We start from the raw sequence: 14,303 nt of genomic DNA, 5'->3' as shown, positions 1-14,303 counted from the left end.
ATGTTGTTTAAATACCCGTCCTTATCATTTGTTAAGGAGGGAGGGGTATATTTGCTCAATAATGCAAAAAAATAATAAAGAGCCATAAATATGTCATCGTCAACATTGGAATACACAGCACCGCTCGCCGATATGGCCTTTTTAAGGCTGGGTTTACAGCCAAGTGCATTAAACGATTCTCAATTACAAAATGACTACTTTGTACTGCAACAAGCGGCTAAGTTTGCTGAAGACGTGCTTGCGCCGATTAATCGAGAATGTGACGAACAAGGCTGCCAATTTGTTGATGGCCAAGTGCAATTACCGGTTGCGATGAAAGCCGCTTTTTAAACGTATGCAAGTGCGGGTTGGATGGGTGTGGCCATGCCTGATCAGTGGGGCGGTCAAGCACAAACGGAAACATTAGCCGCCAGTATTGGTGAAATGCTGACCTCATCAAATCATGCATTTAGCATGAAACCCGCGCTGACGATCTCAGCCTGTCGTGCATTGATTAGCCATGGCTCAAAAACCTTACAAGATATTTATTTGCCCAACATGATCGCAGGCAAATGGACAGGCACTATGTGCATGACAGAAGCCCATTGCGGTAGCGATTTAGGTTTGATTCGCACCAAAGCGGTTGAACATGACGGTGGATATTTAATCAGCGGCAATAAAATATTTATATCATCGGGTGAGCATGACGCGAGCGAAAATATTATTCATTTAGTATTGGCACGCTTGCCGCAATCCCCGGCGGGAATTAAAGGTTTGTCTTTATTTTTGGTGCCTAAAAAATTAGAAGACAGTCAGGCGCAGTGGGTGGTGAACAATCACGTTACGTGTATCGGCATTGAAGATAAAATGGGCATACACGCCAGCCCAACGTGTTCGTTAAATTTTGAGCAATCAACAGGTTGCTTAGTGGGTGAAATTAATGGCGGTATTCAAGCCATGTTCACGATGATGAATGAAATGCGATTGGGTACGTGTTTACAAGGTGTGGGTTTAAGTGAGCGGGCTTATCAAAAAAGTTTGGCCTATGCCCGTGAGCGCACTCAAATGCGCAGTTTATCGGGTAAAAAACAACCGGATCAAGACGCTGATTATATTATCGAACACCCAGATGTACGCCGCATGTTATTAACACAAAAAGCGTTTGCTGATGGTGGGCGAGCGTTGGCTTATTTTTGTGCGCAATTATTAGATACAACCCATGGGCAAGACGATAAAGACGCTCAAGATTTGTTAGACTTGTTAACGCCCATCGCAAAAGGCTTTTGTACCGAAACCGGTTTAGAAAGCGCAAGTTTAGGCATACAGGTATTTGGTGGTCATGGTTTTGTGCGCGAACACGGGGCCGAGCAACTCTATCGTGACGGTCGTATTGGTACCTTGTATGAAGGCACAACGGGCATTCAAGCGCTGGATTTATTGGGCCGAAAAGTATTGGCGAATCAAGGCAAAAGTTTAAAAGCCATGACAAAGTTAATTCATGTTGTGAGTGCTAAACACAAAGACAACCCTGAATTATCTCATTTAGCCCAGCAGCTTAGTCCGTATGCAAAGCAGTGGGGTGAGCTCAGTATGAAAATCGGTATGAAGGCGATGAAAAACCATGACGAAGTGGGTGGTGCCAGTGTCGATTTTTTAATGTACTCAGGTTATGTGGTGTTGGCGTATTTCCATTTAATCATGGCCATAGAGGCGAAACAGTTATTGAATGACAATGTTGAGTATCCTGAGTTGGGTATTCATACGCAGTTTTTACAGTCTAAAGTGCAAATAGCGGAATTTTACTTTGCGCGTATTCTACCAAGAACAAAAAGCTTAGAGATTACCATGCAACAAGAACTGGCCAGTTTGGCACCTATTTGGGCGTGAGCAGGGTGTTGTCATTCATACGGTTAACATTATTGATCATATTTTTCTCAATAATGTTAACCGTAATAGCGAATCTAATTGATGATGTATATTACAAAAAAAAGCGCAAAAAATGCGCTTTAATGTTTTAGTTTTTAATGTGACTGATTCGTATCATTTGCTAATGATGAATCGACCAACTTGCTTGCCCATGCTGTTTGCTAGTTCAGACAGTTGATTGCTTGCTTTTGAAACGTGTTGCGCTGAGTCCGCTGACTCTACGGCAATGTCACTGATACTGGTTACACTGCGATTGATATCATTTGCAACCGCACTTTGTTCTTCTAGTGCGGTTGCAATGTGGATATTCATATCAAAAATACTTTGAACTGACTGCTCAATAAGCTCCAATGAAGACTGGCCTTCTTCTACGACCTTACGGCATTCATCCGCTTTGGTTTGTCCATTTTTCATGGCAACAACGGAATTCTGAGTGCCTTTTTGTAAACGCTCAACTAGGTCGCGAATTTCTTGTGTCGATGTCTGTGTACGTTGTGCAAGTGTGCGCACTTCATCGGCCACTACCGCAAAGCCTCTGCCTTGTTCGCCTGCACGGGCGGCTTCAATTGCAGCGTTTAAAGCAAGTAAATTGGTTTGTTCTGCAATGCCATTTATCACATCAACCACTGAGCCGATGTTTTGGCTTTCGCCTTCAAGGTTAGTGAGGATATCAGCCGTATTCTCGATTTCTTCCATAAAGCTATTTAACAGTGATGAACTGCGCTGGCCAATGCTTCGGCCATCTTTACTGCGTGTTGTAGCTTGCTTGGCGGCTTCTTGGGCATCGTTGGTTGACTGAGCAATCTCTTGAATAGAGGCGGTCATCTCGTTCATGGCGGTTGCCACCTGGTCTGTTTCATTTTGCTGCTTTAATGTATTTTTGTTGGCTAAGTCTGATATGTTTGCCAAGCCTTTTGATGCATCTGACAGTTGTTTGCTGCTGCCATTGACTTCGCCCATTAGCATATTGATGCGTGACATCATTGTATTAAATACAGCGGTGGTTTGAGCTAATTCATCTTCACCTTTTATCGATATCTTTTGTGTGACATCTGAATCTTTTTCAATACTGTTCATGGTTAGGCTCATTTGATTGAGCGGCGTGGTGATAGACCTAGTGACAAGAACACTCGCGATGATTAATAATGTCGTCGCCAGTAACGTACCTAAAATATATGCCGCTGTTAAGGCGTCAGTTTGATCATGAACATCAATGCTGACTTGCTTTGCAACTTCAAGTTGTAAGTTAATAAGTTCGGTTATTTTGTCGCTAATGGGGTCAATTTGATCATAAAGGGTCCCATTAATATGGTTAAGCTTGTACTGAATTTTCCCGGTCTTACCTTTAAGAAAATCCTCTACTTTATGAATAGCGTTATTGGCTTCCGTAAAAAGGGGTTCAGCTTCACGCGCTAATCTTGCTTCTTCTGTTGTAAGTGTCGTTGCCAGATACTCTTTCCACGTTTTGGCGATTCTATCTTGTGCGGATATTAGATTTTTTTGGGCTTGCTCAACCGTCATACGACCTGTGTTGGTTTTATTAATGGTATCAATAATCAATACGGCGTAATCATCAGCAATGATTTTTAAATCACGCAGCGGAACAACTCGGTCTTTGTATAGGCTGTCTACGCCATTTTGAATGTTACCAAAGATACTAACAGCACTGGTAACCACTAAAATAAGAACGATAATAGGGAAAAAAGACGTAGCGATAAGCCGTGTTGATATCTTGAACCGTGAAAGCATGGCGTGAGCACTCAAAATTTCGTTATATTAAAAGTCTAGCCTAACCTTTAAAAAGTGCTTAATCGCGCCTAAAAAAATTTATTTTACGCTAGTTGATGGGTTTTTAAGTACTATCGACGACGAAAGCGACTGCGATAATCACTGGGGGGTCACGCCTGTTTTACTTTTAAATAGCCGCCTAAAAGAGCTAGCGTCTTCATACCCTACGGTGTTCATTATGGTATCAATGTGCATGTCACTTTCTTCTAATAGCTTTTGTGCCCCTTCAACTCTTAAGCCTTGAATATACACATTCGGTGGCATATCAAGCGCTTGGTTAAACCGTCTTATTAAAGTGCGCTTTGATACGCTGAAACGTTGAGCTAAGTCGTCAATCGCAATACTGGTTGCGTAGTTTTGTGTCAGCCATTGCTGAACCTCTTTAATCAGGGTGTCTTTATGGGGCTTTGCTAGGCCCATCAGTGAGTAGGAAAGCTGGCTGTCTCTGCGGTAATCAATAACAAATGCTTTTGCGGTTTGAATGGCGGTTTCAAACCCCACAAAGCGTTCGATCATATGTAGGCCTAAATCAAACCAAGCAAGACCACCCCCTGCGCAATAAATATGCTCATCGCGGGTCAGCATGAATTCAGCGGTTAGGTTGACGTTAGGGTAGTGCTGTTTGAATTGATCTTTGAATCCCCAGTGGGTCGTGGCTTGCCGCCCATTTAAAATACCCGCTTGGGCCAGTAAAAAATTTCCCGTGCAGTTGCCTGCAATAATGCAGCGCTGGCGATCGGCGGCTTGAATTGCATTGATTAAGTCAGGATTACTCGCCAATACCTGTTCAATGGGGCCACCAATAGTGGGGATGATAAGAGCATCTGCGTTTTGTATTTCTGCAAAGCTAACATGAGCACCTAGGTTGATGCCGTTTATGCAGCGTATCGGTTCGCCATTTGCACTGGCTATTTTGACATCGAATATTGGGGTGGGCTCGCTACCTTGAATGCGGTTCCAAGTGACGCCCGCTAACGCAAAAAGATCTAATACACCTGTGATGGCGGATGCTAAGGCCTGATCAAAACCGAGTATGTAGATATTTTTCATGTTTGGCATAAATAGCTTTATTTGTGGCTATATTGACAATTACCGCGCTAAGTTACAAGGCTGATACTGAAGCTTAATGATACAAAGCCCGCTAAGGAGCCACCGTGGCCAATTTAATGAACCCTAAAGACATGGATTTTCTGCTGTATAACGTATTTGACGCGCAGGGGTTAACGCAAGCCGATCGCTTTCAAGACCATGATAAAACCACGTTTGATGAAGTGTTAAAAACCTCAGCACGTATTGCGGAAGAGCACTTTTTGCCCCACAACGCAAAAGCCGATAGCCAAGAACCTCAGTTTGACGGTGAAAAAGTGACCACCATTCCAGAAGTTAAAACGGCATGGCAGCACTTTGCACAATCCGGTTTGTTGTCCGCCCGCCATCAATATGAAGACGGCGGCATGCAGTTACCCGCGTTAATTCATGCGGCATGTAATGCCTATTTTATGTCGGCGAATCCATCGACGGCAGGCTATCCATTTTTAACCAGTGCGGCGGCTAATTTAATTCATGCATTTGGCGATCAAACACAAAAGCAAACGTACCTGCCGCATATGTTTAGCGGACGCTTCGCTGGCACCATGGCATTAACCGAGCCGGATGTGGGTTCGTCGTTGGGCGACTTAAATACGAAAGCACTTGCGCAGGCTGACGGCAGCTACCGCATTAAAGGCCAAAAAATGTATATCTCAGGTGGTGATCAAGATATCACCGAGAATATTGTGCATTTAGTGTTAGCACGTATTGATGGGGCGCCAAAAGGCGTAAAAGGCATTTCGTTATTTTTAGTACCGAAATTTTTAACCGAAGCGGATGGCACATTAGCCCAACGTAATGACGTTAATCTTGCAGGCCTATTACATAAAATGGGTTACCGCGGTACCACATCAACTGTTTTGAATTTTGGCGAAAAAGATAATTGTCATGGCTATTTAATTGGTGAAGCCAATAAAGGCCTGATGTACATGTTCAAAATGATGAACGAAGCGCGAATTGGCGTGGGTACAGGTGCCGCCATGATTGGTTACCGCGGGTATCTTGAATCATTAGACTACGCAAAAAATCGCCCGCAAGGCCGTGCGCCAGATGAAAAAAATTCGCAAAGCAAACCGCTTAATATTATTGAACATGCCGACGTTAAACGCATGTTGCTTGCGCAAAAAAGTTACGTTGAAGGGTCACTCGCTTTGTGTTTATTAGCCGCAAGGTTAGTTGATGAGCAAGAGGCGATGGGCAATGAAGACAGTGGCTTGTTACTGGATTTATTAACGCCTGTAGTGAAATCGTTCCCTTCTTCTTATGGATTAAAAGCAAACGATTTAGCAATTCAAGTATTAGCGGGTGCAGGTTACACCCGTGAATATCCGGTTGAGCAGTGTTATCGCGACAACCGTTTGAATCCTATACACGAAGGTACATATGGTATTCAGTCGCTTGATTTGCTTGGGCGTAAATTGTGGCAGGCCAATGGCAAAGGGCAGCAATTATTAATGGCTAAAGTGCAAACCACATTAAAAGGTGCCGGTAATAAGCCGCAATTAAAAGCGCTAGTGCTCATTTTTCAACAGCACTTGAATACATTTGTGCAAACCACGATGACATTGGGTAAAGTCTTACAAAGCGGCGATGTAAAAAAAGGATTGGCAAACTCTGCATTGTATTTAGATATGATGGGGAAAATAGTTATTTCGTGGTTATGGTTAGAAATGGCAGATAAAGCGATCGAGGCGTATACCGATTCGAACGATGAGTCCGATCACGCTTTTCTAGCCGGTAAGCTTCAAGCCGCACAGTATTTTATTAAATGGGAATTGCCAGAGATAGAACATTTGGCAGCATTGTTAAGTGGTTTTGATTCAACATGTTTAGATATGCAAGAAAATTGGTTTTAAAGGAGAGGTTGTTATGAGTGACAAAATAATTGTTGAAAGTCGTGATCATATATTAACCATTACGTTTAACCGACCAGAAAAATACAATGCACTAGACCCAGAGAGTTATCATATTCTGGCCAAAGCATTGTACCAATTACAAACGGATGATGATTTGCGTGTGGGTATCATTCAAGCCAACGGCGATCATTTTACATCGGGGTTAGAGCTTGATAAATGGGTGCCTATTTTTGCAAAAGGGGAGGCGCCTAAGTTACCGCCAGAGCACATAGACCCTTATGGTATTCAAGGTGAACAATTAACCAAGCCGGTTGTTTTGGCGGCACAAGGGTTGTGTTATACATCGGGTTTAGAGCTATTACTGAATACGGATATCCGCATTGCGACAAAAGATGCGCGCTTTGCTCAACTTGAAGTGCAGCGTGGTATTTATCCCTGCGGCGGCGGTACGATTCGCTTACCTGAAGAAATTGGCTGGGCCAATGCTCAGCGTTATTTATTAACAGGTGATGAGTTTTTTGCAGAGCAAGCTTTGCAATGGGGAATGCTACAAGAGATTGTTGATCGAGATCAGTTGCATATTCGCGCTCGCGAATTAGCGACAAAAATAGCCGATGCAGCGCCTCTTGGTGTACAAGCAGCGCTGCGTTCATCAAAGCTAGCACGCACGCAAGACCAAAACATTGCGTTACATTCGGTGTTTGATGACATGCCGAAGGTGATGCAAAGCGAAGATGCCAGCGAAGGTGTTCGTTCATTTTTAGAACGCCGTAAAGCACACTTCCAGGGTAAGTAAGTTCTTTGTGTTATGCGTCTATCATAAAGCGCTTAACCATGCATACCGCTTAAAGAGAAAGATAGAAACAAAATCGACTTGATTAAAGCCCGCTAAGCGGGCTTTTTTTTGCCTGATGTTAAGTGTGCGATAACGCATTTTATATGGTTTTAGGGCATAAAACTGTAAATAACAATCAATTTTTATCTTAATTCGATAATAATTGATTGTTTTTTAATGTCTAATGTGCCAATCTTCACCTACTCTCAAGCATGACTAAGGCGAAAGGCATATGAATAATAGATCCAGCGTTAAAAGATTTAGCTTATGGATACACAGGGCATTATCGGCAAGTTTTGTGATGACACCTGTGTATTATATCTTTTATTGGTTTTTGGTCGGTCACGATACCCGCTCTTTCGTGCTTGATACCTCAAACCCGGCTGCGGTTGGCTCTTATGAATTGCCACTTCAATTACAAATGGCGGGTTTCTTCTCAAGCTTATTTCCTATGATTATTCTTATGTGTGTGTTGTTTTATTTAAGAAAAATATTCTCATCCTATAAAGAAGGCATAATTTTTTCATTTGAGCACGTGGTCTTATTTAAAAAAATAGCCAAGTATTTAGCAATCTGGGTTCTTCTAACCGTTATATATGAAACGGTTAAGAGCGTATTGTTTTCATTAGGTAACCCAGTAGGGGAGCGTATGTTGACGGTCACTTTTGGCTCTGAAGAAATAACCGTAATATTGGTTTCTGTGTTTATCTACGTGATTGCCTGGGTAATGAATGAAGGTCGTGTGTTGGCTGAAGAAAACCAGATGACAATATAACGTGAGCTAATTATGACGATTAGAATTAATTTAGACCTTATGCTTGTTAAGCGAAAAATGAAGTCCAATGAGCTCGCAAAGTTGATTGGTATTTCTGAGCAAAACCTATCAATCTTGAAAAGAGAGAAAGCGAAAGCGATCCGAATCACAACACTGGATGCAATTTGTAAATATCTTGAATGCCAGCCAGGGGATATTTTAGAGTTCACAGACGAAGAGCTAACTGAGTAATATTATTTTACATTTATGTGCCTGAATAACATTAGGCCGCTGACAACTTAAAATATTTAAGCCCGCTGTGCGGGCTTTTTTTTGGCTGTTAATATATGGAATTTGACGAAACGGTCAGAAAAATATTAATTTACTGAAGCGAAAAAGTAATGACTTAGATCAGGGGTTGTTACAATGTTTGTCATGCATTCTCATACCGATCATCACGCCTGTAGCGATATTTTTCGTAGCCTTATTTTTACTGGATCAACTTATATTATTTGTAAGTTTTTGATATTACTCAATAATTATTATTTTTAGCTTTTTCTAGTTATTTTTTATGACTTTAACCGTCTAGTTTAAACGGCTTAGACCTAAAATGAGTCTGGTGCTTTAACTCTAAAGCAGTCTTTGATTTATTAAAATGATTCGATAACTATCTAAAACAGTTTGATGAGCTGCGTTTATTTTTTAATAATTATATGGCTGTCATATTAAGAACGGATATTTCAACAAAGGTGATATATGGAAGCATTAGAGAACAAAACCTACGATGAAATTGCACTGGGTGATCAGTGTGTTTATAAAAAAACATTAACCGAAGCCGATTTAATTTTGTTTGCTGTGGTCTCTGGTGATGTTAATCCAGTACACCTTGATGAAGAGTTTGCACGAAACTCTGTGTTTAAGGAGCGTATTGCACATGGTATGTGGTCGGGCTCATTGGTGTCCGCTACTTTGGCAACGGTTATGCCGGGGCCTGGTACTATTTATTTGAATCAATCTTTGAATTTCCTTCGCCCAGTAAAATTAGGCGATACCTTGTCGGTAAAGTTAACAGCCCAACAAAAAAATGATGAAAAGCATACGGTTGTATTTAATTGTGAAGTTGTAAATCAAGATGGCAAGCGTGTATTAGAAGGGGAGGCCAAAGTAATTGCCCCCACTAAAAAAATAATTATAGCCAAACCTGAGTTGCCAAAAATTACTATTGGTGGGCCAGTATTGAGCGAAATTGCATGAAAATAAATGTTGAATTTGATTTAACACCAGATGAGTTTCGTCAAGCAATGGGGTTGCCAGATGTGCAGGGATTGCACGAAGAGATCATCAGTACCATTGTTGAAAAAATGAAAAATGCTGAAGACGGATACGATGCTTTTTCATTGCTGAAGCCTTATTTAAATACCAGTATGCAAACAATGGAAAGTGCACAAAAAGGATTTTTTGACACACTATTTAATATGACCTCTAAGCACGAAAGTAAATGAATTTAAATTGATCTTGTTTTACTAAAACAAAGGACTGTCTTAGGGAGATCAATTTAAGCAATTAGGACTATTCTAAAAACCAACCTCAAGGAGAGGAAAATGCAAGAAAACATCATGAATGCGTTCACAGAGCAAGCAAAAAGCTTCTATTCACCACTTAATAAGCTGAGTGCTTTGATGGTTGAGAATATGGAGAAAATGACGGAGTTCCAATTGGAGTCAATTAAATCATATGCTGACATTACGATGTCACAAATGAAAAAAGCGGTTGATGTAAAAGATGCTGAATCATTACGCTCTTTTTCTACATCTCAAACGGAAGCAGCGGCTACCGTTAATAAAAAAATCATGGAAGATGCAAAATCATTGTCAGATTTAGCGAATGATTTTAAATCTCAAGTTGAAGCCGTTTGGCAAGAAGCGCGTCCTGCTTCAAAGCCGGCTGAGAAAAAAGCAACAAAAACAGCGTAAAGCAAATCAAGCCACATCTTTGATGTGGCTTTTTTAATTAAATCAAGGATAGGGTATGTCACAGGAAAGTCTGAATATTGAAGAAACCGTTAATGATTTCATCGGTATGTCAGTGAAAGCAAGTGAGCAGTTCTCTGATATTTTAGAAAGTTTAACGTCTCGAAAAACATCAGAAGATGATCCTGCTGCTACCGTAATGTCTGATTTTAATGAGGCATTTTCTGAGTTTAGTGATAAGTTGATGCAAAACCCCGCTGCTATTGTCGGTCAACAAATGCAGCTAATGAATAAACAGATGGCGTTATGGCAACATACCGCATTAAAATTCATGGGGCAAGATTCTGAACCCGTCATTGAACCTGACTCTTCAGATCGCCGGTTTAAAGACGATGACTGGCGCTCAAATCCACTGTTTGATTACTTGAAGCAAAACTACCTGCTGCATGCTGATGCTATCCATAATATGGTTGATAGTGTTGATGACTTATCCGAATTAACCAAAAATAAAGTAGACTTTCTTGTTCGTCAGTATGTTAACGCCTTATCACCTAGTAACTTTGCAGGTACGAATCCAGAAGTCGTTCGCAAAACCATTGAAACTGGCGGCGCTAATTTATTGAAAGGTATGGAGCAGCTTTCCCATGATTTAAAAGACAGTTTTGGCGGTTTAAATATTGCAATGTCCGATAGCAGTGCATTTAAAGTTGGCCAGAATGTTGCAACAACGCCGGGATCTGTTGTTTATGAAAATGATTTAATTCAGCTCATTCAATATACACCAACCACAAAAAGCACATTCAAAACTCCGTTGTTAGTTATTCCACCTTTTATTAATAAATACTATATTTTAGATTTGCGGGAAAAAAATTCATTACTAAAATGGCTGGTTGATCAAGGTCATACTGTATTTTGCATTTCATGGGTTAATCCTGGTCCTAGCCTTAGAAACAAAGAATTCAACGATTACATGCAACAAGGACCACTAGCAGCACTAGACGCTATAAAACAAGCAACAGGTGAAGCTGAGGTAAACGCAGTGGGTTATTGTTTAGGCGGTACTTTGCTAGCGGCTACATTAGGCTATATGAAAAAAACTAACGATCATCGTATTAAATCGGCGACGTATTTAGCAACCCTCATTGATTTTTCTGACCCTGGCGAAATTGGTGTGTTTATTAATGAAACAGCAATCAGTGCATTAGAAAAACAAATGAATGCATTAGGCTATTACGATGGTCGTATGATGGCATTTAGTTTTAATTTGTTACGTGAAAATGATCTTTTCTGGTCGTTTTTTATTAATAACTATTTAAAGGGTGAGCGCCCAATGGCGTTTGACTTATTATACTGGAACACCGACGGTACAAACCTTCCTGCTACCATGCACAGCTTTTATTTACGTAATATGTATTTGCATAACAGACTAAAAGATAAAGATGGAATTCAATTAAATGGACAAGGGATTGACCTTTCTCAGGTGGATGTGCCGTCATACTTTCTCTCTTTAGCTCAGGATCATATTGCAAAATGGCAAACCACTTATAAAGGCGCTCAGCTTTTTAAAGGCGATGTTAAGTTTGTATTAGGTGGTTCCGGCCATATAGCGGGTGTAGTAAACCCACCAAGTGCCAATAAATATGAGTACTGGACCAATGATCAATTGGCCGCTAATTCATCAGAGTGGTTCAAGCAAGCTAAGCGTAACGAAGGTTCTTGGTGGGTGAATTGGCAAGAATGGGTTGCAAACAAAACAGAAGGCAATGTACCCGCGCGTACTCCGGGGCAAGGCGAAATTGACGTGATTGAGCCTGCGCCAGGACGTTACGTATCAAAACGTATTGTAGATGTTATAAACACATAATAAAAAGACATAATAAAAATTAGCAGTAGGCCTTTTTACCGAGCTTAATCAGCTCGGTTTTTTTATGTCTGTCGTTTAATTCACAGTTAAGGTACTTATTTTATTGAAAGTTAAAAAACCTCAATTGTTACTAATAGGTGCTATCTCTATCTAGGGCTAATCATTTACTAAGGAAGCGTTTTATGAAATAGGCGCTATAAAGTAGTCATTAAATGCCACCAAATTCTATGATGTGCTGTATTTAGCTGAACCCTTTAAAATGGTGGGTGCCTTTATGTAGGTTAATCATTAATTGATTTTCATGGTTAGAATAGGGCTTGCATCTATGTGTCAATGAAATGTGCCAGCATTATTTGCATAAATACAATGAGTTATTTGATTTGGTTGATATTGTGTCACTATTTTCATTTTTGATCAGTTTGACCTTAATGCCAAAATTGTCGATTATTGTGACGAGAGAGAAGCAATATAAAAGAGCGGAAAATGAAACGAGCGAGTATGATGCTCATTGTTTTATTGTAAAAAGCGCTGAAAGTTGTGATTCAGCTAGGACCAAACTCAAATTTTATATATTTAAAGGAAAACAAATGAAAATGTATTCGCTATTTATGTGTGCTTTATTAGTCTTGGCACCTAATGCCTTTGCAGATTGGACATTGCAAACTGAAGAATCACTGCTTAATTTTGTATCAATTAAGAAGGATGCAATCGCAGAAATTAGCCACTTTAAACAATTTAATGGCTCGATTGATGAAAAAGGTAAATTATCAGTATCGGTTGACCTCTCTAGTGTCGATACAAAAATAGGTATTCGTGATGAACGATTAAAAAATAATTTTTTCAATGTTTCTAAGTACGCGAATGCCATGTTAACAGGCAATGTTGAAATATCTCGTGCATCAAGCTTAGAGAATGGTGACTATTACACCGATTTAGTCAACTTAACGCTATCGCTTCATGGTGTTGATAAACAAGTTCAAGCCGAAGTGACCATTGTGAAACTAAATGAAAACAAATGGCTAGTGAGCTCGGCTAAGCCAGTTATTGTCAATGCAGGCGATTATAAGTTGGCAGAAGGTATCGAAACGTTAAAAAAATTAGCGGGACTACCGAACATCAGTTTAGCGGTGCCAGTTACCTTTGAACTTATATTTAAGAAATAACGCATATAAAAGCAGTGTTCAAATAAAGCACTGCTTTACTGATATTTATGAATGATCAATTTGAAAAAAATGGCTACATTTTATTAGAATCTTTTTTTTCTGATGATACGTTGGCTAGTATAAGAGAAATTCTTATATCTTTTCATGCAGCGTGGAAAAAGAAATACGAGAAATTCTATACAGAAAAAGCCATTAACTCGGCCTATATCACGAAACAAGGTGAGCTTGATGAGGCTTATCGGTTTGCTCTTTTTCAGTTTTTAACCAGTAACAAGTTTGCGTATGTCGTCAGGTCGATTTTTATTGAGCCTCCAATATTTATGAATACTCAATTGTTTTTTGATCCGTTTAATCATGGCCAAAAAAATTATTGGCATCGAGACCCGCAATATCACTTATCAATCGATGAGCAAAAAGCAGCCTTGTCAGGCCCAGAAGTCGTACACTTTCGCATTCCTTTGTTTAATGAGCCGGGTATCGAGTTGATTCCGAACACGCATAAACGTTGGGATTCCCCCCATGAGCAAGCGGTGAGGTTAGAAGAGTGTGGGCATAAGAGTAGCGAGAATTTAGGTGAGGGGCTTTCTATTGAGCTTAAGGCAGGTGATTTGCTTGTGTTCTCTGCCAATATGATTCATCGAGGCTTGTATGGCCAAGATCGGTTGTCATTGGATGTGTTATTTTGTGATAACCACCCAGATTTAATGGGCTTTATAGATAGGGATGGGTATCCAAAAGATGACGATTATGAGCGCCTTGATAATATATGGATGTTTATCCAGTAGTTGGGTAGAATGCCGAGAATAGGATATATGTTCTCAGGTAAGGGTTTGTCATGAGAGAAAGTTTAAAGAAAAAAATAATTGAAGTATGTGATAAAAAAATAGCATCAAAAGGGCCCACTGTCGGTCTTTCTTTTTATGCATTTTTTGCCAACAAGAATGACGACCCTGAGCTGTTGATGGAAGCAGCGACTTGGTGGATCATGACACACAAGTTAGACCATTTCGAAAAGGCGGTTAAAATCAAAAAAATGGTTCAAATTTAATTATCGGTTGATTCATAAAGCGGGCTTGTTA

General features: G+C 40.3%; 15 protein-coding genes and 2 pseudogenes. 14 read left to right on the top strand and 3 right to left on the bottom strand.

Annotated elements, in window-relative coordinates; all coding sequences use genetic code 11:
- The first annotated feature begins 90 nt into the window (after nt 1–90).
- From ACU6U9_RS22885 to ACU6U9_RS22875, 3 genes and pseudogenes are all read left to right on the top strand, one after another.
- Nucleotides 91–330 (top strand): hypothetical protein, encoded by a 240-nt coding sequence (locus ACU6U9_RS22885; RefSeq protein ID WP_446737225.1) that lies wholly within the window; start codon nt 91–93, stop codon nt 328–330.
- An 18-nt stretch (nt 331–348) separates the two neighbouring features.
- Nucleotides 349–540 (top strand): annotated as a pseudogene (locus ACU6U9_RS22880) (hypothetical protein); the annotation flags it as partial.
- Nucleotides 538–1,866: an acyl-CoA dehydrogenase C-terminal domain-containing protein gene (locus tag ACU6U9_RS22875; RefSeq protein WP_446737229.1), complete on the top strand. Its 1,329-nt coding sequence runs from the start codon at nt 538–540 to the stop codon at nt 1,864–1,866. The pseudogene ACU6U9_RS22880 and the gene ACU6U9_RS22875, both read left to right, overlap by 3 nt.
- A gap of 153 nt (nt 1,867–2,019) precedes the next feature.
- Here ACU6U9_RS22875 and ACU6U9_RS22870 read toward each other — a convergent pair whose 3' ends face one another.
- The 3 genes and pseudogenes from ACU6U9_RS22870 to ACU6U9_RS22860 all read right to left on the bottom strand — a co-directional run bounded on the left by ACU6U9_RS22870 (nt 2,020) and on the right by ACU6U9_RS22860 (nt 4,752).
- The gene (locus tag ACU6U9_RS22870) at nt 2,020–2,865 is read right to left on the bottom strand and encodes a methyl-accepting chemotaxis protein (protein ID WP_446737196.1); all 846 of its coding nucleotides are present in this window, start codon (nt 2,863–2,865) and stop codon (nt 2,020–2,022) included.
- A gap of 18 nt (nt 2,866–2,883) precedes the next feature.
- A pseudogene (locus ACU6U9_RS22865) lies at nt 2,884–3,654 on the bottom strand (MCP four helix bundle domain-containing protein); the annotation flags it as partial.
- A gap of 138 nt (nt 3,655–3,792) precedes the next feature.
- Nucleotides 3,793–4,752: a GlxA family transcriptional regulator gene (locus ACU6U9_RS22860; RefSeq protein ID WP_446737224.1), complete on the bottom strand. Its 960-nt coding sequence runs from the start codon at nt 4,750–4,752 to the stop codon at nt 3,793–3,795.
- A 107-nt stretch (nt 4,753–4,859) separates the two neighbouring features.
- Between ACU6U9_RS22860 and ACU6U9_RS22855 the strand changes: the two genes are divergently transcribed.
- The 11 genes from ACU6U9_RS22855 (at nt 4,860) to ACU6U9_RS22805 (ending at nt 14,272) form a co-directional block, all read left to right on the top strand.
- Nucleotides 4,860–6,638, top strand: a complete 1,779-nt coding sequence (locus ACU6U9_RS22855; RefSeq protein WP_446737195.1) for an acyl-CoA dehydrogenase — start codon at nt 4,860–4,862, stop codon at nt 6,636–6,638.
- A 13-nt stretch (nt 6,639–6,651) separates the two neighbouring features.
- Nucleotides 6,652–7,434 carry a crotonase/enoyl-CoA hydratase family protein gene (locus tag ACU6U9_RS22850; protein ID WP_446736405.1) on the top strand — a complete coding sequence of 261 codons (783 nt, stop codon included), beginning with the start codon at nt 6,652–6,654 and terminating at the stop codon, nt 7,432–7,434.
- Between the two features lie 271 nt (nt 7,435–7,705).
- Entirely contained in the window at nt 7,706–8,248 is a 543-nt protein-coding gene (locus ACU6U9_RS22845; protein ID WP_446736404.1) for a DUF2975 domain-containing protein, read from the top strand.
- A 12-nt stretch (nt 8,249–8,260) separates the two neighbouring features.
- Nucleotides 8,261–8,479 carry a helix-turn-helix domain-containing protein gene (locus ACU6U9_RS22840; RefSeq protein WP_446736403.1) on the top strand — a complete coding sequence of 73 codons (219 nt, stop codon included), beginning with the start codon at nt 8,261–8,263 and terminating at the stop codon, nt 8,477–8,479.
- A 504-nt stretch (nt 8,480–8,983) separates the two neighbouring features.
- Nucleotides 8,984–9,481, top strand: coding sequence for a MaoC/PaaZ C-terminal domain-containing protein (locus ACU6U9_RS22835; RefSeq protein WP_446736402.1), 498 nt, complete (start codon nt 8,984–8,986; stop codon nt 9,479–9,481).
- Nucleotides 9,478–9,729, top strand: a complete 252-nt coding sequence (locus ACU6U9_RS22830) for a DUF6489 family protein (RefSeq protein ID WP_446736401.1) — start codon at nt 9,478–9,480, stop codon at nt 9,727–9,729. Before ACU6U9_RS22835 ends, ACU6U9_RS22830 begins: the two co-directional genes overlap by 4 nt.
- Before the next feature lie 99 nt (nt 9,730–9,828).
- Nucleotides 9,829–10,200 (top strand): phasin family protein, encoded by a 372-nt coding sequence (locus tag ACU6U9_RS22825; RefSeq protein ID WP_446736400.1) that lies wholly within the window; start codon nt 9,829–9,831, stop codon nt 10,198–10,200.
- Nucleotides 10,201–10,255: 55 nt separating this feature from the next.
- A complete protein-coding gene (locus tag ACU6U9_RS22820; protein WP_446737223.1) occupies nt 10,256–12,061 on the top strand; it encodes a PHA/PHB synthase family protein in 1,806 nt (601 codons plus the stop codon).
- Between the two features lie 587 nt (nt 12,062–12,648).
- The gene (locus tag ACU6U9_RS22815) at nt 12,649–13,224 is read left to right on the top strand and encodes a YceI family protein (RefSeq protein ID WP_446736397.1); all 576 of its coding nucleotides are present in this window, start codon (nt 12,649–12,651) and stop codon (nt 13,222–13,224) included.
- Nucleotides 13,225–13,271: 47 nt separating this feature from the next.
- On the top strand, nt 13,272–14,009 hold the full coding sequence (locus ACU6U9_RS22810; RefSeq protein ID WP_446736396.1) for a phytanoyl-CoA dioxygenase family protein: 738 nt from the start codon (nt 13,272–13,274) through the stop codon (nt 14,007–14,009).
- Nucleotides 14,010–14,059: 50 nt separating this feature from the next.
- On the top strand, nt 14,060–14,272 hold the full coding sequence (locus tag ACU6U9_RS22805) for a DUF6500 family protein (protein ID WP_446736395.1): 213 nt from the start codon (nt 14,060–14,062) through the stop codon (nt 14,270–14,272).
- The last annotated feature ends 31 nt before the right edge of the window (nt 14,273–14,303 follow it).

This window comes from Pseudomonas sp. HK3, from assembly GCF_052920985.1.
The sequence above is the reverse complement of the archived record's forward strand: the minus strand, read 5'-3'. Positions and strand labels throughout refer to the sequence as shown.

Excerpts from the sequence above, each read along its gene's own strand:
- ACU6U9_RS22885 (WP_446737225.1), top strand. The coding sequence starts at position 91 with ATGTCATCGTCAACATTGGAATACACAGCACCGCTCGCCGATATGGCC.
- ACU6U9_RS22875 (WP_446737229.1), top strand. The coding sequence starts at position 538 with ATGATCGCAGGCAAATGGACAGGCACTATGTGCATGACAGAAGCCCAT.
- ACU6U9_RS22870 (WP_446737196.1), bottom strand. The coding sequence starts at position 2,865 with ATGGGCGAAGTCAATGGCAGCAGCAAACAACTGTCAGATGCATCAAAA.
- ACU6U9_RS22860 (WP_446737224.1), bottom strand. The coding sequence starts at position 4,752 with ATGCCAAACATGAAAAATATCTACATACTCGGTTTTGATCAGGCCTTA.
- ACU6U9_RS22855 (WP_446737195.1), top strand. The coding sequence starts at position 4,860 with ATGAACCCTAAAGACATGGATTTTCTGCTGTATAACGTATTTGACGCG.
- ACU6U9_RS22850 (WP_446736405.1), top strand. The coding sequence starts at position 6,652 with ATGAGTGACAAAATAATTGTTGAAAGTCGTGATCATATATTAACCATT.
- ACU6U9_RS22845 (WP_446736404.1), top strand. The coding sequence starts at position 7,706 with ATGAATAATAGATCCAGCGTTAAAAGATTTAGCTTATGGATACACAGG.
- ACU6U9_RS22840 (WP_446736403.1), top strand. The coding sequence starts at position 8,261 with ATGACGATTAGAATTAATTTAGACCTTATGCTTGTTAAGCGAAAAATG.
- ACU6U9_RS22835 (WP_446736402.1), top strand. The coding sequence starts at position 8,984 with ATGGAAGCATTAGAGAACAAAACCTACGATGAAATTGCACTGGGTGAT.
- ACU6U9_RS22830 (WP_446736401.1), top strand. The coding sequence starts at position 9,478 with ATGAAAATAAATGTTGAATTTGATTTAACACCAGATGAGTTTCGTCAA.
- ACU6U9_RS22825 (WP_446736400.1), top strand. The coding sequence starts at position 9,829 with ATGCAAGAAAACATCATGAATGCGTTCACAGAGCAAGCAAAAAGCTTC.
- ACU6U9_RS22820 (WP_446737223.1), top strand. The coding sequence starts at position 10,256 with ATGTCACAGGAAAGTCTGAATATTGAAGAAACCGTTAATGATTTCATC.
- ACU6U9_RS22815 (WP_446736397.1), top strand. The coding sequence starts at position 12,649 with ATGAAAATGTATTCGCTATTTATGTGTGCTTTATTAGTCTTGGCACCT.
- ACU6U9_RS22810 (WP_446736396.1), top strand. The coding sequence starts at position 13,272 with ATGAATGATCAATTTGAAAAAAATGGCTACATTTTATTAGAATCTTTT.
- ACU6U9_RS22805 (WP_446736395.1), top strand. The coding sequence starts at position 14,060 with ATGAGAGAAAGTTTAAAGAAAAAAATAATTGAAGTATGTGATAAAAAA.